This window comes from Hydrogenovibrio thermophilus (genome assembly GCF_004028275.1).
Lineage (GTDB): Bacteria > Pseudomonadota > Gammaproteobacteria > Thiomicrospirales > Thiomicrospiraceae > Hydrogenovibrio > Hydrogenovibrio thermophilus.
Map to the genome: position 1 here is coordinate 358,710 of NZ_CP035033.1, position 22,498 is coordinate 381,207.

General features: G+C 53.5%; 18 protein-coding genes. 8 read left to right on the forward strand and 10 right to left on the reverse strand.

Annotation, left to right across the window (positions count from 1 at the left end):
- Position 1: 1 nt before the first annotated feature.
- The 6 genes from EPV75_RS01580 to rep all read right to left on the reverse strand — a co-directional run bounded on the left by EPV75_RS01580 (position 2) and on the right by rep (position 9,316).
- Complete coding sequence (locus EPV75_RS01580) at positions 2 to 2,221, reverse strand: type I secretion system permease/ATPase (protein ID WP_225972366.1); 2,220 nt, start codon at positions 2,219 to 2,221, stop codon at positions 2 to 4.
- A 105-nt stretch (positions 2,222 to 2,326) separates the two neighbouring features.
- Positions 2,327 to 4,264 carry a bifunctional diguanylate cyclase/phosphodiesterase gene (locus EPV75_RS01585; protein WP_128384254.1) on the reverse strand — a complete coding sequence of 646 codons (1,938 nt, stop codon included), beginning with the start codon at positions 4,262 to 4,264 and terminating at the stop codon, positions 2,327 to 2,329.
- A gap of 64 nt (positions 4,265 to 4,328) precedes the next feature.
- Positions 4,329 to 4,979: a transglutaminase-like cysteine peptidase gene (locus EPV75_RS01590; RefSeq protein WP_029939499.1), complete on the reverse strand. Its 651-nt coding sequence runs from the start codon at positions 4,977 to 4,979 to the stop codon at positions 4,329 to 4,331.
- A gap of 28 nt (positions 4,980 to 5,007) precedes the next feature.
- Complete coding sequence (locus EPV75_RS01595; RefSeq protein ID WP_128384255.1) at positions 5,008 to 5,955, reverse strand: OmpA family protein; 948 nt, start codon at positions 5,953 to 5,955, stop codon at positions 5,008 to 5,010.
- A gap of 126 nt (positions 5,956 to 6,081) precedes the next feature.
- A complete protein-coding gene (locus EPV75_RS01600) occupies positions 6,082 to 7,269 on the reverse strand; it encodes an iron-containing alcohol dehydrogenase (RefSeq protein WP_128384256.1) in 1,188 nt (395 codons plus the stop codon).
- 13 nt (positions 7,270 to 7,282) lie between these two features.
- Positions 7,283 to 9,316: a DNA helicase Rep gene (rep, locus tag EPV75_RS01605; RefSeq protein WP_128384257.1), complete on the reverse strand. Its 2,034-nt coding sequence runs from the start codon at positions 9,314 to 9,316 to the stop codon at positions 7,283 to 7,285.
- Positions 9,317 to 9,481: 165 nt separating this feature from the next.
- Here rep and EPV75_RS01610 point away from each other — a divergent pair, with 165 nt between their 5' ends.
- The 4 genes from EPV75_RS01610 (at position 9,482) to truD (ending at position 12,806) form a co-directional block, all read left to right on the forward strand.
- The gene (locus tag EPV75_RS01610; RefSeq protein ID WP_128384258.1) at positions 9,482 to 10,063 is read left to right on the forward strand and encodes a class I SAM-dependent methyltransferase; all 582 of its coding nucleotides are present in this window, start codon (positions 9,482 to 9,484) and stop codon (positions 10,061 to 10,063) included.
- A 109-nt stretch (positions 10,064 to 10,172) separates the two neighbouring features.
- Complete coding sequence (locus EPV75_RS01615) at positions 10,173 to 11,093, forward strand: Tim44 domain-containing protein (protein ID WP_225972367.1); 921 nt, start codon at positions 10,173 to 10,175, stop codon at positions 11,091 to 11,093.
- A 96-nt stretch (positions 11,094 to 11,189) separates the two neighbouring features.
- A complete protein-coding gene (locus EPV75_RS01620; RefSeq protein ID WP_128384259.1) occupies positions 11,190 to 11,648 on the forward strand; it encodes a hypothetical protein in 459 nt (152 codons plus the stop codon).
- A gap of 102 nt (positions 11,649 to 11,750) precedes the next feature.
- Positions 11,751 to 12,806, forward strand: coding sequence for a tRNA pseudouridine(13) synthase TruD (truD, locus tag EPV75_RS01625; protein WP_128384260.1), 1,056 nt, complete (start codon positions 11,751 to 11,753; stop codon positions 12,804 to 12,806).
- Positions 12,807 to 12,841: 35 nt separating this feature from the next.
- Here truD and hisI read toward each other — a convergent pair whose 3' ends face one another.
- Together hisI and EPV75_RS01635 are read right to left on the reverse strand one after the other, a co-directional pair.
- A complete protein-coding gene (gene hisI / locus EPV75_RS01630; protein ID WP_128384261.1) occupies positions 12,842 to 13,303 on the reverse strand; it encodes a phosphoribosyl-AMP cyclohydrolase in 462 nt (153 codons plus the stop codon).
- A gap of 9 nt (positions 13,304 to 13,312) precedes the next feature.
- Complete coding sequence (locus EPV75_RS01635) at positions 13,313 to 14,392, reverse strand: 3'-5' exonuclease (RefSeq protein WP_029939508.1); 1,080 nt, start codon at positions 14,390 to 14,392, stop codon at positions 13,313 to 13,315.
- A gap of 342 nt (positions 14,393 to 14,734) precedes the next feature.
- Between EPV75_RS01635 and doeB2 the strand changes: the two genes are divergently transcribed.
- The 4 genes from doeB2 (at position 14,735) to EPV75_RS01655 (ending at position 19,905) form a co-directional block, all read left to right on the forward strand.
- Positions 14,735 to 15,907 carry a N(2)-acetyl-L-2,4-diaminobutanoate deacetylase DoeB2 gene (doeB2, locus tag EPV75_RS01640; protein ID WP_128384262.1) on the forward strand — a complete coding sequence of 391 codons (1,173 nt, stop codon included), beginning with the start codon at positions 14,735 to 14,737 and terminating at the stop codon, positions 15,905 to 15,907.
- Positions 15,908 to 15,989: 82 nt separating this feature from the next.
- On the forward strand, positions 15,990 to 17,249 hold the full coding sequence (locus EPV75_RS01645; protein ID WP_128384263.1) for an aspartate aminotransferase family protein: 1,260 nt from the start codon (positions 15,990 to 15,992) through the stop codon (positions 17,247 to 17,249).
- Positions 17,246 to 18,520, forward strand: a complete 1,275-nt coding sequence (doeA, locus tag EPV75_RS01650) for an ectoine hydrolase (protein ID WP_225972368.1) — start codon at positions 17,246 to 17,248, stop codon at positions 18,518 to 18,520. The genes EPV75_RS01645 and doeA overlap by 4 nt, the downstream gene beginning before the upstream one ends.
- An 11-nt stretch (positions 18,521 to 18,531) precedes the next feature.
- A complete protein-coding gene (locus EPV75_RS01655; protein WP_128384264.1) occupies positions 18,532 to 19,905 on the forward strand; it encodes an NAD-dependent succinate-semialdehyde dehydrogenase in 1,374 nt (457 codons plus the stop codon).
- A 12-nt stretch (positions 19,906 to 19,917) separates the two neighbouring features.
- Here the strand turns inward: EPV75_RS01655 and EPV75_RS01660 are convergent, their stop codons facing one another.
- Both EPV75_RS01660 and EPV75_RS01665 read right to left on the reverse strand, forming a co-directional pair.
- The gene (locus EPV75_RS01660) at positions 19,918 to 21,081 is read right to left on the reverse strand and encodes a GNAT family N-acetyltransferase (protein WP_128384265.1); all 1,164 of its coding nucleotides are present in this window, start codon (positions 21,079 to 21,081) and stop codon (positions 19,918 to 19,920) included.
- The gene (locus EPV75_RS01665; RefSeq protein WP_128384266.1) at positions 21,081 to 22,337 is read right to left on the reverse strand and encodes a DUF3419 family protein; all 1,257 of its coding nucleotides are present in this window, start codon (positions 22,335 to 22,337) and stop codon (positions 21,081 to 21,083) included. Before EPV75_RS01665 ends, EPV75_RS01660 begins: the two co-directional genes overlap by 1 nt.
- Positions 22,338 to 22,498: the final 161 nt, after the last annotated feature.

Sequence of the window (22,498 nt, forward strand, 5' to 3'; positions counted from 1 at the left end):
GTTAATTTTGCTTGTTTATACGCCCTGTTTTCAGAGCCTCCAGTACGCTCGCCTTCGAACCGTCGGCGATGACTTTTCCGTTGTCCATGACGATTAACCGGTCCACCAGTTGCAAGAGACTCATTTTGTGGGTCACGACAATGCTGGTGTTTTTGATGGTGCCTTTCTTCAAACGGTCAATCATGGTTTGTTCGGTTTTGGCATCCATGGCATTAGTCGGTTCGTCGAACAGGTAAATCGGGCTTTGCAGCAATAAAGCTCGAGCCACGCCGATGCTTTGGCGCTGTCCGCCGGACAGTGAACTGCCGCCTTCGTTGATTTTCAAACTGTAACCGGAAGGATGGGTTTTAATGAAATCGTCCACGCCTGCCAGACGGGCGGCTTTCAGAATTTGGTCGTCTTCGACATAGGGAGCGCGATAGGCAATGTTTTCGCGCACATCACCACTGAACAGCGTGACGTCCTGAGGTACGTAATTGATGTTGCGTCGCAGTTCGGCCGGGTCAAGCTGGGTGATGTCAATGCCGTCAATCAGGATGGAACCGGAGTCCGGGTGGTAAAACCCTAAAATCAGTTTTTCGATGGTGGATTTACCCGAGCCGATGCGTCCGATAATGCCGACTTTTTCACCAGGCTCGATTTTAAATGAGACGTTGTTCAGTGCCTGTTTGCTTTCGCCCGGATAAGTGAAGGAGACGTCAACGAACTCGATGCTGCCGTCAAACACCGGGTGTTGGATGAAGCGTTTTTCCAACGGGCGTTCGATTTCTTTTTTCATTAATTCGTTCAGGGAATCCAACGCCGTTTTGGTCTGGTGGTAAGAGGACGTCAAGTTGGCGAACTGTCCCATGGGGCCAATGGCGCGCTGGCTCAGCATCACCGCGGCAATCAGGCCACCCATGGTCATGTCACCGTCTTTGATGAAATACACGCCGGCCAGAATCACCAAAACGGTGCTCATTTGTTGCAGGAATCCGGTCATACGTCCGATGGAGCTTTGCAGCATTTTGGATTTCAAACTGGCACGGGCGATTTCCCCGACGGCTTGTTCCCATTTCCATTGGGAGTGAGCTTCCACCCCTAAGGATTTGATCGTTTCGATTGCGGTCAATGTTTCAATCAGAACCGCGTTTTTTTGTGCGGAGGCTTCATAGGTAGCTTCGACGCTTTTACGAATCGGCCCTTTCATCAACAGGCTGTATATCAGGATGAAAGCGATAATGGCAATCGGCACCAGAACGATGGTACCGGCAATGTAGAAGATGACCAGTAGGAAAATAATCACGAAGGGCAAATCCACCAGAGAGGCGATGGTGCCGGAGGTGAAAAAGTTACGGATGCTGTCGAATTCTTTCAGGTTGTTTGCGAAGGCACCGATGGAACCTTGCCGGTTGGCCATGGTCAGCCCCAGGGTTTGTTCGAAGAGCTTGGACGACATGATGACGTCGCTTTTCTTGCCGGCGATTTCCAGGAAGTACGACCGCAGGAATTTCAGCAAGATGTCGAACATGTAGACCACACTGATCCCGATGGCCAGCACCCATAACGATTCCACGGCATTGTTGGGGACGATGCGGTCGTAGACGTTCATGACGAACAAAGGGTTGGCCAGCACGAACAGGTTGATGATGACCGAGGCAATCAGAACGTCGCGGTAAATGCCTTTGTTTTCCCAGAAGGTGTGCCAGAACCAGTGGCCTTTGTTGGCGTGTACCAGGTTTTCTTTTTTGGAGGCCTGTTGGAATTTTTCGGTGAAATAAACCGCGTAGCCCAGATAATCTTCATTCAGTTTGTCGAGCGCGACGTGGCGACGACCGTCCGGGGCTTCCGATAGAATGATGGTGGCTTGTTCGGTTTCGTAGTCTATCTTTTCCAGCAGGCAGGCCTGGTTGTTTTTCAATGTCAGGATACAGGGCAGTACCAGATTCGGAATGTCCGTCAAGGCGCGTTGTTTGAAACTTGCGATAATGTTGGCGCGTTCCGCGGCACGGATGAACAATTCCGGGGTCAGGCGCTCCTTGTCGGCAATGGGTAAGCCCGACAACAGCGCATCTTTGGAGAAAGGGCGACGGTTGAGTTTGGTGTAAAGCACCAAACACTCCAGTAGCGGGTCTTTGAAATCGACGCCATTCGTTGCTTGCGAGGCCTGGTTTTGCTCCGGGGCCACGCGCGCTTCTTCCGCTGGTGTATTCGTCGTCTGTTGTGAGGTTTTGTCTACCACGTTAATTTAAGGTTCCTGTACCCAAGTCTATTCCGGATTATAGATAAGTTATTCGTTTTGAATAGAGTATAGTTTTTTTACTTAATTTGCCATCAAAATCGTTGATTATAAAGGTTTTGGTGCACCATAGTAATATCCTTGGAAGTGCTGGATTCCCAGTTCGTTGAATGCGGAAATCTGCGCTTCGTTTTCCACCGACATGGCGATGATCTGAATATCCAGACTGTGACACATTTCACACAAGCTGGAAACGTAGTTTTGAGTCTGTTCGTCCCGCTCGATAGCTTTGGTGAAAGCGGCGTCCAGCTTGATGTAGTTTGGCCGCAACTCCTGTAGGTAGTTCATATTGGTGAAGTGACTGCCGAAGTGGTCGATGCCGAAGGAGAAAGACAGGTTTTTCAGTTTTTCGATTAACGGCCAGGTCTGGGCTTTATTGTGACTGATCATGGTTTCGGTCATTTCGAACGCCAGCGTATTCGGGCGCACACCTTTTAGAATGGTCAACAACCATTGCTGGAAAGTGTCGTTTTCAATCACCGATTCGGTCAGGTTGATGGCCAGACAGCCCAAGTCGGATTGAGGACGTTTTTGCAGGTGCTGCAAGGCCAGCTCGATGACCAGGCGGTCAATGCTTTCCATCAGGTTCAATTCCGCGACGGCCGGCATGAAGTAGCCAGCTGAATGGATGTGTCCATTGGTGTCTTTCAAACGAATCAATAATTCCTGATCGTGTACCTGGCGATTGGCATCGTAAGCGGATTGCTGGAAAAGCACAAAACGCTGTTCGTTGATGGCGGACGTTAAAATGTCGTTCCAGGCCTCGCCGTGTTGGTCAACCTCGTTTTCTTCGTGGCCGTAGAAACACACACCGAGTTGCTTATCGTGTCCCTCGGAAATGGCGAAATCGAGCCTGGACAGTAGTTGGCCGCGCTGGTCGCCCGGTTGGTAATCCACCAGGCCTGCCAACAGCGTTACCGGGGCATCATCCGCTTTGAGTTCCGCCAGAATTTCCGGCAAGCTGGCTTGTACCGCTTCCGCTGGGGCTTTAACGTTTTTGCCGGCCAGTGAAGGGAGGACAGCAATCAATTCGGTGCCGTTCAAACGGGCATACAGCGCTTCCTTGCTGTGGAGTTCGGCGCGCATTTTATCGGCCAGCATTTTGACCAGTTTATCCCCGATCAGATAACCGAAACGGTCGTTCAATTCTTTCAAGCCGTCGATGCGCAATAGAAAAATTGCTCCGGCCGTGGCTTCGGTCTGGTCATCCAGCAGGGCATCGACATTCATTTCGAAGTGCAGGCGGTTACTCATGCCGGTCACGCTGTCCTGATACGCCATTTTTTGCAGTTTTTCGGCGTTTTGGGCATCGCGCTCGAACACTTCTTTCATTTTATGGACCATGGCGTTCATCGCGGAAACGACCCGCTTAAATTCGATGGTGGAGGGCAAGGTGTCTTGTAACAGGTATTCTTTTCGGACGATGGCTTCGGCTTGTTTCTCCATTTTCTTCAGCGGTTTCAGCATTACTTTCAGAGCATAAATGGCCAGGCCTGTCGCAATCAGGGTAGCCAAACCGAACCAGATCAATAAATTAATGGCGGTTTTCCACAGTTCGATGTAGGCGTAGCCGGGATGGCTTTGCACGGTCAGGGTGCCCACCGGAATCCAGCCGGATTGAATCAGAGCGGTGGCATCCGGCGCTTTGATGGAAATCAGCTGGATGAACCACTGCGGAATGCCTTCGATTTCTTGCGGGTTGGCGCGTTCGTAAATGAGTTGCTCGTCGACATCAATCAAGGTGATGTGGGAATAGTAACCGCGGTCGAAAACGGCATTGATCATGGTTTCCATGCTGGATGGGTCTTCCGGGTCGGCGACCGAGCTTAAGGATAAGCCGAGTGATGTGGCGGTGTCTTGAGCGTGTGATTGTAGCTGCGCTTCCAAAAAAGAACGGGTGTTGTTCAGGTTGAGTAAGAAGGTACCCAGCAAGACGATCACCAGCATGGAGGCGATAAAAATAATCATCTGTTTACTTAAGCTCATGAATCTTTCCTTTTTTGAAGGCCGTTTGCATTCGGTTTGTTTTTCGGAGAAGGGGATAATAATTTCATCGCATCTTCTCCAGCAGTGAGTTCCAGTTTTTCAATTTATCGGTGCCGCCATCGACGGACTTTCCTTTGCCACGTTGTTTCGACAGCCAGAGGCCGTCACCGTTGAAGCTGTATATCGGAATCAAGTCCCGGCGTTGGCTGGCTTTCATGATGCGGTCGTTGATATTGTCGAGTACCAGCGGTTCCGATTTGGGGGTTTTGAAATAGGTTAACACCATGTGGGCCTGTTTCAGGCGGATGGCTTTAACGTAAGTCAGGTAGAGCTTTTCTTCCGGAACGCCCATCGCCTTGAGCGTGAAGTATTTGGCAATGACGAAATCTTCACAGTCACCGGCATCGGTGCCCAGAAATTCGGTGGGCGTGGCCCAGTAGTCGTCCTGTTTCCAATGTTTTTTATCGGTGGTGAAGGTGGCGCCATTGAAGAAATCGTTCACCCGTTGCAGTTTGAGTCGCTCCGGCTTGTTGATGTTGTTTTCCACCAGTTTTTGCCAGGCCTCAAGGCGGCGGGCGGCCAGAGGGCCGTATTTTTCTTTGGCTTTTTCGATTTCGGCCGGGGTGATGACAGTTGGCGATGTGGAGGGAGCGGCCCAAGACAAGCTCATAATGCCGAAGATAATGGGAATTATCAGCTTGAATCTGGGCAGCATTGCAATCCTATCGTCCGGAAAACGGAAGCTATTGTTGATAGCGGTTATAGTGCTTCATTTTCTCCGGAAGTTCAAGCTTGGCGCCTTTTGGAATCAAGCGCTTATCCATGATCTTGAACTCGATGCGACGGTTTTTCTGGCGACCGGCTGCGGTGGCATTCGAAGCCACTGGACTGGCTTCCCCCTGACCGTCAAGGAGAATCACGTTGTCCGGATAATTGAAGTTTTTCACCAGGTAATGCTTGGTCGAATTGGCACGATTCCAGGACAGCTTGATGTTGCTGGCCGCGCTGCCTTGGCTATCCGTGTAACCGGTAATCAACACGATTTCATTGCTGTCCAGCGCACGCAGACGGCTGATGTCCTTATCGAGAATCGGCTTCTGGTCGGCGCGGATTTCATAAGAACCGGTGTTGAACACGATGTTCGTGACCACCAGCGTTTCCGGTTTACAGCCGTATTTGTTGACGATACTGCCTGGCGGTGAATTCGGGCATTGGTCTTCCTGGTCGATGACGCCATCGCCATCGGCATCGTTGTTCACCTTACAGCCGACTTTGTCGACTTTCGTGCCCAAAGGGGTGCCCGGACACTGATCTTGGCTATCCAGTACCTTGTCCTTATCGGCATCGCCTTCACACCCTAGGAAGTTGACCTTGATGCCTTTCGGTGTATTCGGGCACTGGTCGGTGCGGTCGTAGACACCGTCACCGTCGGAATCCAGTTCACAACCCAGCTCATTGACCTTATAACCGAATTCGGTATTCGGGCATTGGTCGAGTTGGTCCGGTACGCCGTCCTGGTCCAGGTCCTTGTAATAGGTTTTGACTTGCTTGGAGGCGTCTTCATCCTGTTCGATGGTGGTGATGGCGTGCGGTGTTTCATCGGACGATTGAGTGTCTTCGGCCAAAGCATGCGGCATCCAGAATGCCGACGCCAACGTCAGATAAAACGCGGGAGAAAAATGGGATTTCATGGTGTTGTGCAACCTTTAATGAATTTTTATTATTTCGTATTTTCCAAGATTCTATCTTAATGCCTGCGTAAAAAAAAGGGTAAAAGAAGTTCAAAAAAGCCTGGGTTGTTCCAGGTCAATTTTTGGTTAGAGTGCTGTGTTTAACGCTTCTTTCAAAGCTTGGTCCGATAATGTCAGCGGATTGCCCAGCATGCTACCGGAACGGCAGTTTTGTAATATCGGGTCCAGGTTGTCCTTCGTCAGTCCGTAATGGCTTAAACCGTCCGGGCTATAGGTCGCCGCCAGTCGGTTTAAATTGTCGATTAAATCTTGCAGCTGCTCAGGTTGGCTGTCGGCACTGGAACCGTACAGGATCGCAATCGCGGCGTACTTCGCCAAAACGGCTGGGGCATGCGGTTCATTCGACGCTTGCAAGGCTTCAATGTTGGCTTGGGTGATGGGGGCGAGTAGCCGCGCGCAAACCGCGCCGTGCGGGGCTTCGAAGAAAGCGCCGGTCGGTCCCGCCAAACCGTGCACGGCACCGAGCCCGGCATTCGCCAAGGTGATGCCGGACAAGCTGGCGGCCAGCATCAGGTTTCCGTAAGCGGTTTGGCGTTCGGTTTCCGAACCGGTTTCGAGGGCCTCGAAAGCGCCTTTGAACAAGGTCATGCCCTGCCAGGCCAGCGCATCGGTAATGGGGTTGGCTTTCAGCGTGGTGTAGGATTCCAGCAGTTGGGTGAAAGCGTCCAGACCGGTGGTGTACAGAAGGTGTTTGGGGCAGGTTGCCAGAAAGCTCGGATCCAGCCAAACGTCCCGGGCGAGTAGCTTTTCACTGCGAAAGGATTTTTTGAATTCGCCCAGTCGCGACAAGACTGCATTTTTGGTGGTTTCGCTGCCGGTGCCAGCGGTGGTGGGCATGGCGATAAACGGCAGGGTGTCGCCTTCCAAGGGCAGCCCTTGGCCCACGCCTTCCAAGTAATTCATTACCGAGGTACGGCTGGGGATCAACCCGGCCACGGCCTTGGCGGCGTCGAGCACACTGCCGCCGCCCACGCCCAATACCGCTTGCGCATTGCTCGGGCAGGCCTGGACGATTTCATCCACCAGCTCCGGTGAAGGTTCGCCGGAGACCGTGAAGGCCGACACGCGGATGTTTTCGGCTTGCAATTGTCGAATCAAGTCATCCGCATATTCGCCAGGCCTGGTCAAAAACCGCCCGGAAATCAATACCACCGATTGGAAACCCTGTTCGGCGATGGCGGCCGCGAATTGGTCGCGAAGGCCCCAGCCAAAACGAATTTTCGGAAGGTTGGCGATTTGAAAGTCGGCGATCATGGTGTTGTCCTGTTTATCCGGGGTTTAGCATGGCTTTGAGGTTGTCCAAATGGGCGTTGCCGGTGATTTTCTGCTCTTCGGGGGACAGTTCCACACCGGGCTTGCCTTCCCACTGTAACAGTTCCGGCGGCAGTTCTTCCAGGAAACGGCTCGGTTCACACTTGGTTTCCTCGCCGTATTTCTTGCGTTTCTTGGCGTAGGTCATGGTCAGGCTGCGCTTGGCACGGGTAATACCGACGTAGGCCAGACGACGTTCTTCTTCCAAGCCGGGCGATTCCAAATTCTGTTTGTGGGGCAGTAATTCCTCTTCCATGCCGATGAGGAATACATGCGGGAACTCCAGCCCTTTGGAGGCGTGCAGGGTCATTAAGGTGACCATATTGGGTTCGGTGTCTTCCTCGTTGCGCTCCATCATGTCCATCAACGTCATGTGGGTGACGATTTTTTCCAACTTGAGTTCGTCGCCGTCCTCTTCGAATGCCTTGTCGATAATGCGCTCAATCCACAGCAACAGGTCGCGCACGTTTTCAATGCGTTTTTCGGCGGCGCGTGGCGTGTTGCTGGTTTCGTGCAGCCAGTTGTCGTATTCCAGTTTTTCAATCAACTGGCGTACAAAAGAGGTGACTTCCTTGCCTTGCAAGGCATCGGCTTCCTGCGCCCAGGACAGCAACAGGTTGCCGAAATGCTGCACCCGTTGCAACGCTTTGTCGCTCAGGGCCGTGCTGAGGCCGAGTTCTTGAGTGGCGTCAAACAGGCTGACGTCACGCTTGGTGGCGTAACCGGCAAGCTTTTCCAACGTGGAAGCGCCGATTTCGCGGCGCGGCGTATTGACGATGCGCAGGAAGGCGGCATCGTCGTCCGGGTTGACGATGAGTTTCAGGTAACTCATGACGTCCTTGATTTCCGCCTTGTCAAAAAAGGATTGGCCGCCGGATAGCTTGTAGGGAATGTTCTGTTCCCGCAGGGCACGTTCGAACAGGCGCGATTGGAAGTTGCCGCGATAAAGGATGGCGTAATCCTTGAATTGGGTCTTGTGCTTGAATTTGTGCACGATGATTTCGGAAATCACCCGTTCCGCTTCGTGGTTTTCGTCGTTGCAGGCCAGTACGCGCAGCATGTCACCCATGCCCATTTCCGACCACAGCGATTTTTCGAACACGTGCGGGTTGTTGGCAATCAAGGCGTTGGCCGCTTGCAGGATGCGGTTGCTGGAACGGTAGTTCTGTTCCAGCTTGATGACTTCCAGACTCGGGAAGTCTTCTTTCAATAACACCAGGTTTTCCGGCTGGGCACCGCGCCAGGCGTAGATGGATTGGTCGTCGTCGCCCACCACTGTGAATTTGGCGCGCACGCCGACCAGCTGTTTCACCAGCTCGTACTGTGCGGCATTGGTGTCCTGGTATTCGTCCACCAGCAGATAACGCACGCGGTTTTGCCATTTATCGAGAATGTCCGGGTTGTCATTGAATAACCGCACCGGTAGCCCGATCAAGTCGTCGAAATCCACCGAATTATAGGCATGCAATTGCTTTTGGTAATAGTCGTAGAGAATGGCGCGGGCCTGTTGCAGGTTGTCTTCCGCCAACTCCAGCGCCTGTTGCGGATTGATGTGGGCGTTTTTCCAATTGGAAATGTCCCATTGCACGCCGTCCAGTTCCTCTTCGCTGAGCTGCTGTTTTTTCATCAGCTCTTTGAGGATCTGCTTGGTGTCGGTGGCGTCCATAATCGAAAAGTTCGATTTGTACCCCAGCGCCTTGTATTCCTGGCGAATGATATTCAAGCCGAGGTTGTGGAAGGTCGATACGTTCAAGCCTTTGCTCGGGTCGTTTTTCAACAGCTTGCTGACCCGTTCTTTCATCTCTTTCGCGGCCTTGTTGGTGAAGGTCAGGGCGTAGATGTGATGTGGTTGAACGTCGTGCTTGCGAATCAGGTGTGCGATTTTCTCGGTGATGACGCGCGTTTTGCCCGAACCGGCCCCGGCCAACACCAACGCCGGGGTCTCCACATGCATGACGCCTTTCAATTGTCTGTCGTTCAATCCAAACATCGGGGAAAATCGATTCTCTTGCCGTAAAAAAGATACAATATGATACCAGAATGCCGCCGTGTGCTCGGGTGAGAAATGCGCTCGGCGCGGATAATTTTATGCAAAGTGTTTCCGAAAGCCATCGCCGCCGCGACGGCCGGAATCGGGACTGGATGGACAACCGGAATGAGTAGCATCGAACAGCTCAAGCAAGACATTGTTTTTGAAACGGAATTGAAAGGCAAACCCTTGACGTTTCACACCACCTGGGGCATTTTCAGTCCGCGGGAAATTGACGCCGGGACCTTGTTGCTGTTGAAACATCTCGATTTGCAGCCGCAGGAAACCGCGTTGGACATCGGTTGCGGTTACGGCCCGATTGGGTTGGCGATTGCCGCCAATGCCAGCGGTGAGGTGCATATGGTGGACAAGGATTTTGTTGCGGTGGAGTACGCGAATCAAAACGCGCAACGCAACGGTTTAACGCACGCCAAGGCCTATTTGTCGAATGGCTTGAGCGCCGTGCCGAAGGACTTGCAGTTCACCACGGTGGTGTCGAATATTCCGGCCAAGGTCGGTAAGGAAATGCTCAGCATTCTGTTGCACGACGTGCATCGGCAACTGGCGCCGGGCGGCCAATTCGTGGTGGTGACCATCAACGGCTTGCGACAATACATGAAGCGCAATTTCATGGAGGTGTTCGGCAACTACGACAAGGTCAAGCAAGGTAAGGATTACACCATCTCGCGTTGCGTGAAACCGTCATAATTCATCAATACCGCCGGGCGTTTTGCTAATATCCCTTGGTTTGATGGCTTTATTTTTAATGCATTACCGATACAATCAACAGCAGATTCAACGAAAACAGGTTTAGACCATGAAAAAATTCACTCTTTGGTTGTCGATGATGACCTTTTCCTTTTTTGCCACCATGCAAACCGCGGAAGCGAAGCGCTTTGGCGGGGGCGGCAGTTTTGGTTACTCCAAAAAAGTCGCACCTAAGCAATACAATACTGCGCCGAAACCGGCTTCCAAACCGTCGGCGGCCAATACCACGACGGCCGCAGGGGCGAAAACATCCGGCGCTTCGCGCTTTTTGGGGCCTTTGGCGGGCATCGCGGCGGGCGGTTTGTTGGCGGCCATGCTGTTCGGCGACGGCTTCGAGGGAATTCAGTTGCTGGATATTCTGCTGATTGCGTTATTGGTCTTTATGTTGATTAGCCTGTTGCGCCGTCGTGCGGGTGCACACCAAGCCGCCTACTCCGGTCACAGCGGACAAGGACCGTCGTCTTATGACTCGACCCCGTCTCCGTATCAAACCCGTGAAGCTGCTACTATGGACTATTCGTCGCACACTCATCAAACCGGTGAAAGTATCATCGGTTCCGGGCTGTCGGACGATGCCGAACCGGTGTTGGTCAAGCCCGATTGGTTCGACGAAGCCTGTTTTGTGGAAGACGCCAAATCGCATTTCGTCGCGGTGCAAAACGCTTGGGATGCGTTGGACGCTAAAGAGTTACAGGATTACTGTACGCCGGAACTCTATAACGCCTTGAAGGTGGAAATGGCGCAATTGCAAGTGGGCACAAACCATACCGAAGTGGATGAGTTGAATGCCGATATCGCGGATTTGGCCATTGATGGCGATTATTTCATCGTCAGCGTACGCTTCAGCGGCTTTATCAAAGAAGACGCGGACGGCTTTGCCCATGCCTTCAATGAACTCTGGCACATTCGCCGTTTGGCGGAAGGGCGCGGACCTTGGCAAATTGCCGGGATTCAGCAAAACGAGCTGTAAGCCGTGGCTGGGTAAGTCCCTGAAAAATGAAGGGGTTTGCCAAAGTCGGCGGCATTGAGTATAGTGGCACGGAATCTTATTGAGGAGGAAAATAAGGTGTCGGGATGGAATCTTGTAAAACGCCCAGGCCTGGTCGTAATCGGGTTGCTGGTGCTGCTATTGAGCGCTTGCTCCAAACCGCCGGTGGAATTGACCACGGTGAAGATTGTCGATAATCTGGATCGCGGGTCGGGCAACTTCGACCGCATGTTGCAGATTTGCTTTACCGAGCCGTTGCGTGCCGATTATTACCACCATGCGGTGCTGATTTCCAATCAGGGGTTCAAAATCGAGGGTGGCAGTATGCTGCGCCCTCTGGCCTCCGACCCGGACAATAAGTGCCAGCTGCGTAACCTCTATAATTACGTCGGTAAGGATTCGCCGCCGGGCGTGCGTGAAATGATTAAAGAGTTCATGGTGCCGGGTAATGTGAATCAGGTGTTGATTCAGATTTATGACGAGCAGCCGACCGGTAATGAACTGCCGATTGAAGAAAAGTTGTTTCGAAATATTTAACGACCAATGACCTCTCGTTTGCGTTTGGAAGTCTAAGAAGTCTAAGAAGTCTAATTTAAAAAACCGCCAGGCCTGGCGGTTTTTGTTTTTTGAGAGAAGCCCATGTCCGACCCGCTTTACCCGACCGATTTACACGCTTTGGCCTATGTGGATGGCCTGCCACCGGCGCGTGCCGTCCTGAAAGCCGATCCGGCCGATTTTGTGGTCGAAGAGCAACTGGCGTATTCCCTGAGCGGGGAAGGCGAGCACCTGTGGGTGTGGGTGGAAAAAATCGGCCAGAACACGGATTGGGTGGCGAAGCAGCTGGCGAAATGGGCCAGCATTGCGCCGAAAAACGTTGGCGTGGCCGGTAAGAAAGACCGTCAGGCGGTGACCTATCAGTGGATGAGTCTGCACCTGCCGGGGCAAGCCGATCCGGCGGTCGAGACGCTGGCGATTCCGGGCGTCCGCATACTGAAAACACAGCGCCATCATCGTAAGCTGCAAACCGGCGGCTTGTCCGGTAACCGTTTTACACTGACGTTGCGCAAGGTGACGGGGGAGGCCGCTGAATTAGAGACGCGCTTGCAGCGTATTCGTGAGCAGGGCGTGCCGAATTATTTTGGTGAACAACGGTTCGGCAATGGCTTTCAGAACCTGCCAAAAGCGACGCAATTGTTTCAGGGGCAGCTCAAAGCGCCGAAGCGCCATCAAAAAAGCCTGTACATTTCCGCGGCGCGTTCCTGGATATTCAATGAAATTCTCAGCCGTCGAATTGAACAAGGCTGTTGGAATCGCGCCTTGCCGGGCGATGTGTTTCAGTTGCAAGGGTCGCAAAAATGGTTTGCCGATGACGGCGATCCGTCGCTGGCGGAACGCGTTGAAGCCATGGATTTACACCCCACCGGCGCGTTGACCGGACGCGGGGTTTTGCCGACGCAAGGCGAGGCGTTTCAGTTGGAACAAACGGTGATGGCGCGACATCCGATTTGGCAAGCCGGTTTGGAAAAACTCGGTTTGAAACAGGAACGCCGTGCTCTGCGGGTGTGGCCGAAAGCATTGACCTGGCAATGGCCGGATGCCGAAACGCTGGCCGTATCGTTCGAGTTGCCCGCCGGCAGCTACGCGACCATGGTGGTGCGGGAGCTGGTGCAGTTGGAAACCGATTTGGGCAGTTGAACCGGTTCCGCTTTCAATGCGGGCGCTATTTTTTGTTACTTTTTATATAAGTCGTTCGGATCGATGAGCGGATTGGTCAGGATTTCCGCTTCGCCGTCGTGTACGGCGGTGTAGAAACAGCTTTTGCGTCCGGTGTGGCAAGCGGGCCCGGTTTGGTCGACCAACAGCAGGATGGCATCGCCGTCGCAATCGAAACGCAATTCTTTCAAAACCTGAATCTGACCGGATTCTTCGCCCTTGCGCCAATAGGCCTGACGCGAACGCGACCAATAACAGACACGACCGGTTTTCAAGGTTTCCTGTAAAGACGCTTCATTCATCCAAGCCATCATCAACACGTCTTTGGTATCGAACTGTTGAGCAATGGCCGGAATCAGGCCGTCTTCGTTGTATTTGACTTGCTGCTTGACCGCGTCCCAATCGAACGTATCGCCTTGGCGGGCTTTTTCCAATTGCTTAAAGGTGGGCGCGCTGTTCGGTGTTTCGGTCGATTCCATGACGTGTCCTTAACGTTTACGTTTCGCCGCGGCAAAGGCCTGGGCGAACGGGTTGTTGGAAATTTCTTCTTTGACCGGTTCCGGTTTTTTCACTTTTACTTGCGATTTACGGCCGCGCAACAGCATGGCTTTGAACAGCTCGGCGGTCGCCTGGGCATCGGCCAAGGCGTCGTGGGCATCTCCCGGGAACGGCTGGCCCATGATTTTTTCATAAGCGTCGGTCAATTTCGGGGTCTTGTAGAACCAGTACATTTTTTCCGACTGCCAGCGCAGCGCGCCGACCAAATCTTTCGACAGCTCCGCCACATCCAGCCAGTCGTTATAGTCCAGCTCGAACGTCAGCATTTTCTTTTCCGCGCTTTTCTGCAGATAGGCGAAGTCGGATTCGGTGCTGTACGCCAACACCGTGTCGGCTTCCGCTAAGGCCGTATGAATCTGTTCCCAGGCTTCGGTCAGATAAGGCGCATCCTGAACCATCTCGGTACAGATGTTGTGCTTATCGTTTTCCGGAATGTCGTAACCCGGGTTAATCAGTTGGTTCATCACTTCGTTGCCGTCCAAGTCACAGATGGACACCTGGATGATGTCGGCATTGTCTTTGGTGCAAATGTCGGTGGCTTCGATGTCGATGCACACCACTTTGCGGCCTTTGATGGCCTGGTCATGTTCTTTCAGCTTGAACAGGGCGTCGTTACGGCGCTCCTGAATCAGGTTGATGACTTCGGAGCGGGTGAATTCGTTGATGAGGTCGGTCAGTTTGACGCGTAGTTTCTTGACCGATTTGCTTAATGCCTTGCGCACCTCTTCATCGTCGCTGGCTTTTTCAATCAGCTGTTTGACGGTGAGGGTCTCATTGCCCACCACCATTTGGTCGAGAATGACGTCGACGATTTTGGCGGTGTCGAATTGATGATCTTCCAAAGGCGGAATGCGCAACGTCGCGCTGATCAGGGCTTTTTCCCCTTTGGCCGGGGAAGCAATCACTTGGATGCCTTTAATGTCGAGTCCGTCGGAAGCCGCTACGGCGACAATGTATTCTTTAATCGGCTGATTGCGTTTATCGATGAAGATCAGTTGGGCGTTGCTCATAATGAAAAATAGGCGTTTTTTAAAAAATGACCGTCATTTTAGCAGGTTGTGGCTTGGGGTGGATGAAAAGTGGTCGGCTTGGCGGATTTCCGGCCAGAAAAACACACTGACGAAAATTCAGGTTTTTTTGGTGCGATTTGAAACTTTTTGGTGATTTTAATGAAAATTGTCCTCATGGGAGCTGGTGTTGTCGAGGTGATAAATATATTTAATTTGTTGAAAATAAAATATTTATTGTATGTTGGTGTTAATTTCTCTTAGGGTGTCATCATAAGCAATCTTTGAAGAGAGGTTCTTTTTTGGGGCAGATTTCCTGTCTCAAACATCTTGAAGGGAGCGGTTATGACTCGCAGTTGGCAGGACATCCTGACAGGTACCATCGAAACGCGCCACTGGTTGCATCGCAACCCGGAGTTGACCTGGGAGGAAGAAAAGACCGCCGACTTCATTCGAGAACGTCTCTCGTCTTTAAATATCCCTTGGCGCGTCTGCGCCACCCATGGCACGGTCGCCACCTTAGCGCCTCAGGCCAGCGGACCGCATCGTGCGTTCCGCGCCGATATGGATGCCTTGCCCATTGAAGAGGCGTCCGGCGTCGATTATGTTTCCTGTCAAACCGGCAAAATGCATGCCTGCGGTCATGATGGCCACACCGCCGCGCTTTTGGCGTGTGCGGAATGGTTTAAGCAGCACGAAGCGGCCTTACCCGGCCCGGTCTCACTGGTGTTTCAACCGGCTGAAGAAGGCGGGCACGGCGCCAAAAAAATGATTGAAGATGGCGCTTTGGACGGTGTGGAAGAAATTTTTGGCTGGCATAACTGGCCGGCCATCGAATTTGGCCAGGCCTGCTGTCCGGACGGCGCGGTGATGTCCGGCAACGGCACCTTTGAAATTCATTTAAAAGGTCGGGGCGGACATGCCTCCCAGCCCGAAGCCGCCCGAGACCCGGTATTGGCCGCCGCGGCCGTCACCTTGAACCTGCAACAAATCGTCAGCCGCCGTTTGCCGCCGCAAGCGGATGCCGTGGTCAGCGTGACTTCCATTGACGCCATCAGCAATGTCACCGTCATTCCAGAAAACGTCACCTTAGCGGGCAGCATCCGCTTGTCCAGCCCGCAATGGCGCGCCCCTATCAATCAAGCGATTCAAGAAATCGCCGAGCAGACCGCCGCGAGCTACGGCGTTGTCGCCGAGGTCATTACTCGGCCACGTTATGAAGCCACTCTGAATCATCCACCATCCGCCGGCGCGGTGCGACGCACACTTGAAACCGAATTGGGGCCGGCTTACCCGGCCCAAAACATCATGATGCCGCTCATGGCATCGGAAGACTTCAGTTATTACTTGAATGAAATTCCAGGGGCTTTTGCGCTGATCGGCATGGCCGAAGGTGCGGAAGGCGAACGGCGGTTTGATAAGCCGTGTCATAGCCCCGAATATGTGTTTAATGACCGTGTTTTGGAAACGGTTGTTAAAGTGTTCAGTCGTTTGGCGGGCGCCCCCGTCCCCGGTTAAGGCCGGAAGTGTTTTGAGGCCCTTGTGCGGGTCAGGGCTGCTGGTTCGTGCAAAGACCTCTTAGTTATTGAAGGAGAGGAAGATGGATTGGTTTGAACGTTATGAATCGGATATTCGTGCCTATGCACGCGCGTATCCAGCTGTGTTCGTTAAGGCGGAAAACGCCATCCAGACGGATGAAAACGGTAAGGAATACATTGATTTTTACGCCGGGGCGGGGGTATTGAATTTCGGGCATAATCATCCGAAACTCAAGGCCGCGATTTTGAAATACATTGAAGCGGATGGCGTGTTGCACAGTCTGGACATGATGACCGGCGCCAAGCGTGACTTCATTCAAGGGTTTGTGGAAACCATTCTGCAACCGCGTGGCATGGATTACAAATTGCAGTTCATGGGACCGACCGGAACCAATGCGGTGGAAGCAGCACTGAAATTGGCGCGTAAAGTCACCAGCCGCAGTCAGGTGGTGGCCTTTACGCAAGGGTTCCACGGCATGACGTTGGGTGCGTTGGCCTGCACTGCCAATGAAGTGTTCCGCAATGTGTCCGGTGTTTCGTTGGACAACGTCATGCACTGGCCGTTCGAAACCCATGAAGGCGGTGGGCTGGAGAGCTTGGAAACCTTGGCGGCCATGTTCCGCAACACCTCCAGCGGGTTGGATAAACCGGCCGCCTTTATTGTCGAACCGATTCAGGCGGAAGGCGGTGTGAACGTGGCCAGCGAAGCTTGGCTTCAAGCCTTGCAAGCCTTGGCGAAAGAAACCGGCGCCTTGCTGATTCTCGACGACATCCAAGCCGGTTGTGGCCGGACCGGGCAGTATTTCAGTTTCGAAGGCATGGGCCTGGAACCGGACATCGTGACGCTTGCCAAGGGCATCGGCGGTTTGGGCACGCCCATGGCGATGAACTTGGTGAAACCGGAGCACGATAAGCATTGGAAGCCGGGCGAGCACACCGGTACCTTCCGCGGGCAGAACCTGTCTTTTGTCGCCGGGCGTGAAGCTTTGCGCTTTTTCGAAGACGATGCGCTGATGTCGGGAACCCGTGCCAAAGGCGATACCATGCGTCGCGCACTGGAAGCCATTGCGACAAAATACCAAGGTAAAGGGTTCAGTGTTCGCGGCAAAGGCATGATGCAAGCGCTGGACGTTCAGGACGGCGCTTTGGCTAAAGCCATTGCACAGGATTGTTTTGAACACGGTATGTTATTCGGTCCCTGCGGTGTTGGGGGCCAGGTATTGAAACTGATTCCACCTTTGACCATTCCAACGGAGGAGCTGGACGCGGGATTGGACATCTTGACTCAGGCGGTTGACCGCCAAGTGGAGGCGATGCAATGAGAGAACGCGATGACATGACTTTTCCTTTTTCGGAGTACGAGCGCCGGATTCATGAATTGAGACAGCGGATGGAAAAACGCTTGCTGGATGCGGTGATTATTTCCGACCCAGAAAACCTGATGTATTTGACCGATTACCAAACCACCGGTTATTCCTTTTTCCAAGCGCTGGTGGTGCCGTTGGAATCGGAACCCTTTATGGTGACGCGAAAATTGGAGGAATCCAATGTCATCGCCCGGACTTGGGTTGAAGTGACTCGGCCTTATCCCGACACCGGCGACGCGATTCAGATGTTGATTTCGGCCTTGGTCGAGTTCGGGTTGGCGGGCAAATCCATCGGTTATGAACGAAATTCTTATTTCTTCCCCGCCTATCACCAGGATACCTTTCACACCACTTTCACCAAAAGTCGCCTGATGGACTGTTTCGGCATTGTCGAACAAGGGCGGGTGTGTAAATCCAGTTATGAGTTGGACGTGATGCGCAAGGCGGCCTTAGCCACCAAAGCCGGGATGCAAGCCGGGATTGACGCCTGTGCGCCGGGCGTGACCGAGAATGAAATCGGTGCGGCCATCAGCCAAGGCATGTTTGCCGCCGGTGGCGAGATTCCGGCGGTCATGCCGTATGTGACTTCCGGGCCGCGCACCATGATCGGCCACGCCTCCTGGGAAGGGCGTGAAGTCCAGCCGGGCGAGCATGTGTTTTTGGAAGTGGCGGGCTCTTACCGACGTTACCACACCGCCATGATGCGTACGGTGATGTGCGGCGACTTGCCTGACAGCATGTATAAGGCGCAGGAAATCATGAAAACCGCCTTGCTGCACACCCGCAAAATGCTGCGGCCCGGCATGACGGTGTCGGATGTGGATAACATGATTCGAAATATTATTTCCGACAACGAAATCGGGGCCAAGCTGATTACCCGTTCCGGTTATTCCATCGGCATCGCTTTTCCGCCGAGCTGGGATGAGGGCTATATTCTTAGCCTGTTCCAAGGCGACAGTTCGGTGTTGGAGCCGGGCATGACGTTCCACGTCATTCCCTGGATGTGGGGCATCGACGGCGATAAAACCTGCGGGATTTCCGATACCTTCTACATTACTGAAGACGGTTGTGGCTCGTTCTTCGACGACGTGCCGCAGGATTTCACCGTCAAACCGGACCAGGGAAAGGTGCAGGCCGCCAATGAAAAGATTCCGACGCCGCCCGCACCCGTCGGCGGCAAAAAAGATAAGAAAGTCAAAAAACGCAAAGCGTCCGGCGACAGCTAAGGAGAAGGATTATGTTTACTGCAACCAACCCGACGACGGGCGAAGTGATTCACCAATACCCAACGCACACGTCGGAAGAGTTTTCGACGGCGATTGACGATGCTCAATCGGCCTTCCAGGCCTGGCGAAAAACCACCTTTGCCGAACGTGCCGCGCTGATGAATAAAGTGGCCGATTTAATGGCCGAGGACGAAGAACGCCTGGCGCGTTTGATGACCGTGGAAATGGGCAAGCCGATTCGTGAAGCCTACGGCGAAGTGCAAAAAGCCGCTTGGTGTGCGCGCCATTACGCCGAGCAGGCAGAGGGCTATTTGGCACCTCAGGAGCTGGCGTCGGATGCCAGTTTGAGTTATGTGCAACACTTGCCATTGGGACCTTTGTTGGGGATTTTGCCGTGGAACGCGCCCTTTTGGCTGGCGTTCCGTTTTTGCGCCCCGGCCTTGATGGCGGGCAACACCTGCTTGATGAAGCACGATTCGCATGTTCCGGCTTGCGCCGAAGCGATTGGGGAATTGTTCGTCAAGGCGGGCGCGCCGAAAGGGCTGATGCAAAATCTACGGCTGCACAACGACCAGGTGGCGCAAGTCATTACCCATCCGGCGGTGCAGGCGGTGTCCTTGACCGGCTCCAGTTTTGCCGGCAGTCAGGTGGCGTCGTTGGCCGCCCAACACATCAAACCGGCCGTGCTGGAGTTGGGCGGTTCCGACCCGAGTCTGGTATTGGCGGACGCCGACATCGAAAAAGCCGCGGAAGTGCTGGCGTTGTCGCGCATCATCAATGCCGGGCAATCCTGCATCGCCGCGAAGCGAATCATCGTTGAAGCGTCGGTCTATGAAGCGTTTATCGACGCCTTTCATCAGCATCTCGCCAAGCTGAAAATGGGTGATCCGGCCGAGGAAAGCACACAGGTGGGGCCGATTGCGCGGGAAGATTTGCGTGAAGGCTTGCATCGTCAAGTCACCACCACCGTCGAACAGGGCGGGCGCTGTTTGCTGGGCGGTGAAATGCCGGTCGGCAAAGGTTTTTTCTATCCGGTGACCTTGTTGGTGGATGTGACGCCGGAAATGCAGGCGTCCTGTGAAGAAACCTTCGGCCCCATCGCCGTGGTGATGAAGGCCGAATCGGAAGCGGAGGCGATGCGTATCGCCAACGACACCCAATATGGTTTGGCCGCTTCGATCTGGACGGCGGATACCGCTAAAGCGCAACGCATGGCATCGGACATCGAAGCCGGGCAAGTGGCGATCAACGGCATTGTGAAAACCGATCCGCGTTTGCCGAGCGGCGGCATCAAACGTTCCGGTTACGGGCGCGAGTTGGGGCCGCATGGTATCTTGGAGTTCGTCAATGTGCAGCAAGTCTGGGTGGGGCCGGCCAAAACGTAATAATGCGACGCTTTAAAGTTGATGCTTTTCGAACAGCTTTGGTGCCGTTCGATTCACCAAGGCGGCAAATCCCTGCAATAGGCGACGCCGTTTGTTCGGAAGGTGCTCAACGTAAAAGGCGGTGTATTCAAGGTGCGGTTGACCGCCGCGCATGCGTTTGAATTGTGCCGCACCGGAGCTGAGGTTCATCATTTTGCCGCTTTCGTAGGTGTGCTTTAACAGCACCGCCATTAATAAACGGTAGAGCCCGAGCGATTTCGGTAAACGGGTGTCGTAGCCGAGAATCGGCGTGGTGATGATGTCGCGTTGGGTGAATAGGCCGATGGCGGCCACCACTTGACCGGACGAATCCCGAAACGTATGAAAATCCACCAGGCCTGACTTGTGCAGATGGTAGAGAAAATCGGCACTGAACTGCGGATTGTGAATCGAGTGCTTATCGATGAACAGTTGCGTGAAAATCCGTTCGATGTCGGCAAAATCGTCGTATTCCAGCTCCGAAGCCGACGCATATTGCAGAATCGTCTTGCGCAGTAGGCGTTGGTCGTTTTTGCAATTATTGCGTTTCCACCAGTCGGTGTTTTCATTGTCGAACAGATACACCTGCCGGGCCGGAATCAATAACCAGCCTTGGGCTTTCAGTCGGCGCATCATGTCGCCGTCGGTGCGGGCGTTGAGCGAGCGCAGACTCAAACTGTGGTCGGGGTAGCGTTGGGTCAGGTCGGCGACCAGGTTCTGTAAGGTGGCTTCCGACCAATCCGGCACCAAATTGGTGGACACCAACCAGTTGTTCAGCGACACCGTTTGATTGATTTTGGCGTGTTTCAACGCCAGGCTGCCGAGCCCGATGGCGCCCTTCAAGGCTGTTTCCAGAAACACATTGTTCAATAACCCTAATTCGTCCCGGGCATAGGAAATGTAAGCCGTGTAGGGCGAACAGACATAGCTGTTGTCGTATTCCGCCTGGTTGACGGTGACGGGTACCCAATCATCGTCAATCTTTTCCAGCGTCAAACGGGTGGTGACATTGCGAATCGCCTGGTGCACGCCGCCAGCGGCTTGAATGGCTTCGAGATAGCGGTGCGTGGCCGACTGGCCAAAGGCTTTGGCGGCCGGCGGGTATGTTGAACCGTATACGGGGTTATGCGTCAAGGCATCCGTTCCTTGTTGAATCATTATTCGGCGTGGTGGCTGTACACATGCACCCCGCCGTAAATGGCGGAACGGTCCTGGCGCGTCCAGTCGCGATTGGCTTGGGAGTTGGTTTTCCAATGAGCCAAAAGCGCTCCCGGCAATTTATCTTCCAGCGGCGAGGTTTCGCCGGCGGTGCGAAATACCACTTTGGCCCCCGGCATGGCGGTACGGTTTGCTTCTTCCCAGAGTTCGGCCAACTGGGTTTCATTCATCCAATCCTGAGCGTCCAGAAACAGATAAGCGTTCAAACTGTTGGCCGGCATGGCTTTCAAACGTTCGGTCATGGATTGATGGTGTACCTGAATGCGGTCGATGTTCTGCTTCAAACCCTCGAAATAGGTCTGTTTGAGATAACGTGGCACCGCTTGACGATGTTTGATGTCGTATTCGCGATTGAAGGCTTGCCAGGCGAAATAATTGTCTTCCAATGGGAAATCGCAAGCCAGTCGGCGGGCGCGTTCTTTCAGCAGGTCGTGCATGCCATGCTGCGCCTGTTTGGATTCCTTGTCCATTTCGTCGAACTGCGCCGGGGGAATGCCCAAGCTGTACATGACCACGGCACGGTTGCAGAGAAATTTCATCAAACGGGTGTCGAACACCGGTGCAACGTGTTCGTCGAACAAGCGTTGCTGTTCCTCGGGCGTGCGGGCCAGCATGACCTGACGGATGTCGTAACCGAGGCGTTTGCTGACCCAGTGAATCGACCCGATAAAGCGCCCCAGCAACCCGTGGCGGTAAAAGCCGTCGGTGAAGTATTCGATGCGACGCGGTCCCCAGAAGGTTTCGCGGCCTTCCCAGTAGTCGATGGTCTTCTCGTCCAGATGCGGTTTGATGTGGATTTCATAGGCATCCAGGTTTTTGGAACGGTCGGCGCGGCCGAAAAAGTCGAAAAAGGATTCATGATCCGGCAGGTGTTTCAGGGCGGCCTTTTTCAACTTGATGAGCGCGATGTGGGCTTCGTTCAAGTCCACCACTGTAATCGAATTGGGTTCCACGGTCAGGTAATTGAGTGCATTGCAGCCACCGGACGAGATGGTGAACACCCGTGAGTGTTGGTCCAGTTCCAAGGCGCGAATATCGACTTCTGGGTCTTCCCAGATTTGCGGGTAGACCAAGCGGTCGAACCATTTGGTGAACAGGCGGTCGAGAAAGCCTTTGCGGGTGAACAAATGGGTGTTGTTGACGGCGGAGTTGAGTAAATCCTTGGTGGCCGGTTGAGTGGTCGCAGGTGTGGTCATGGTCTCGTGTGCTCATTTTTTGAATATTCCGGCTATGCTAGCCCGAAAAAATGACGCCAGAGTGACCGTAATGTAAAACTTATTTGATGAAAATATGACCGTTTTTCAATGGGTTTCAATCCGCGTTGCTTGTTGAAAAAATGACCAGGCCTGGTGGTTTT

Bases quoted from the DNA above. Each gene is read 5' to 3' on its own strand.
- EPV75_RS01585 (WP_128384254.1), bottom strand. From the start codon at position 4,264: ATGAGCTTAAGTAAACAGATGATTATTTTTATCGCCTCCATGCTGGTG.
- EPV75_RS01590 (WP_029939499.1), bottom strand. From the start codon at position 4,979: ATGCTGCCCAGATTCAAGCTGATAATTCCCATTATCTTCGGCATTATG.
- EPV75_RS01595 (WP_128384255.1), bottom strand. From the start codon at position 5,955: ATGAAATCCCATTTTTCTCCCGCGTTTTATCTGACGTTGGCGTCGGCA.
- EPV75_RS01600 (WP_128384256.1), bottom strand. From the start codon at position 7,269: ATGATCGCCGACTTTCAAATCGCCAACCTTCCGAAAATTCGTTTTGGC.
- rep (WP_128384257.1), bottom strand. From the start codon at position 9,316: ATGTTTGGATTGAACGACAGACAATTGAAAGGCGTCATGCATGTGGAG.
- EPV75_RS01610 (WP_128384258.1), top strand. From the start codon at position 9,482: ATGAGTAGCATCGAACAGCTCAAGCAAGACATTGTTTTTGAAACGGAA.
- EPV75_RS01615 (WP_225972367.1), top strand. From the start codon at position 10,173: ATGAAAAAATTCACTCTTTGGTTGTCGATGATGACCTTTTCCTTTTTT.
- truD (WP_128384260.1), top strand. From the start codon at position 11,751: ATGTCCGACCCGCTTTACCCGACCGATTTACACGCTTTGGCCTATGTG.
- hisI (WP_128384261.1), bottom strand. From the start codon at position 13,303: ATGGAATCGACCGAAACACCGAACAGCGCGCCCACCTTTAAGCAATTG.
- EPV75_RS01635 (WP_029939508.1), bottom strand. From the start codon at position 14,392: ATGAGCAACGCCCAACTGATCTTCATCGATAAACGCAATCAGCCGATT.
- doeB2 (WP_128384262.1), top strand. From the start codon at position 14,735: ATGACTCGCAGTTGGCAGGACATCCTGACAGGTACCATCGAAACGCGC.
- EPV75_RS01645 (WP_128384263.1), top strand. From the start codon at position 15,990: ATGGATTGGTTTGAACGTTATGAATCGGATATTCGTGCCTATGCACGC.
- doeA (WP_225972368.1), top strand. From the start codon at position 17,246: ATGAGAGAACGCGATGACATGACTTTTCCTTTTTCGGAGTACGAGCGC.
- EPV75_RS01655 (WP_128384264.1), top strand. From the start codon at position 18,532: ATGTTTACTGCAACCAACCCGACGACGGGCGAAGTGATTCACCAATAC.
- EPV75_RS01660 (WP_128384265.1), bottom strand. From the start codon at position 21,081: ATGATTCAACAAGGAACGGATGCCTTGACGCATAACCCCGTATACGGT.
- EPV75_RS01665 (WP_128384266.1), bottom strand. From the start codon at position 22,337: ATGACCACACCTGCGACCACTCAACCGGCCACCAAGGATTTACTCAAC.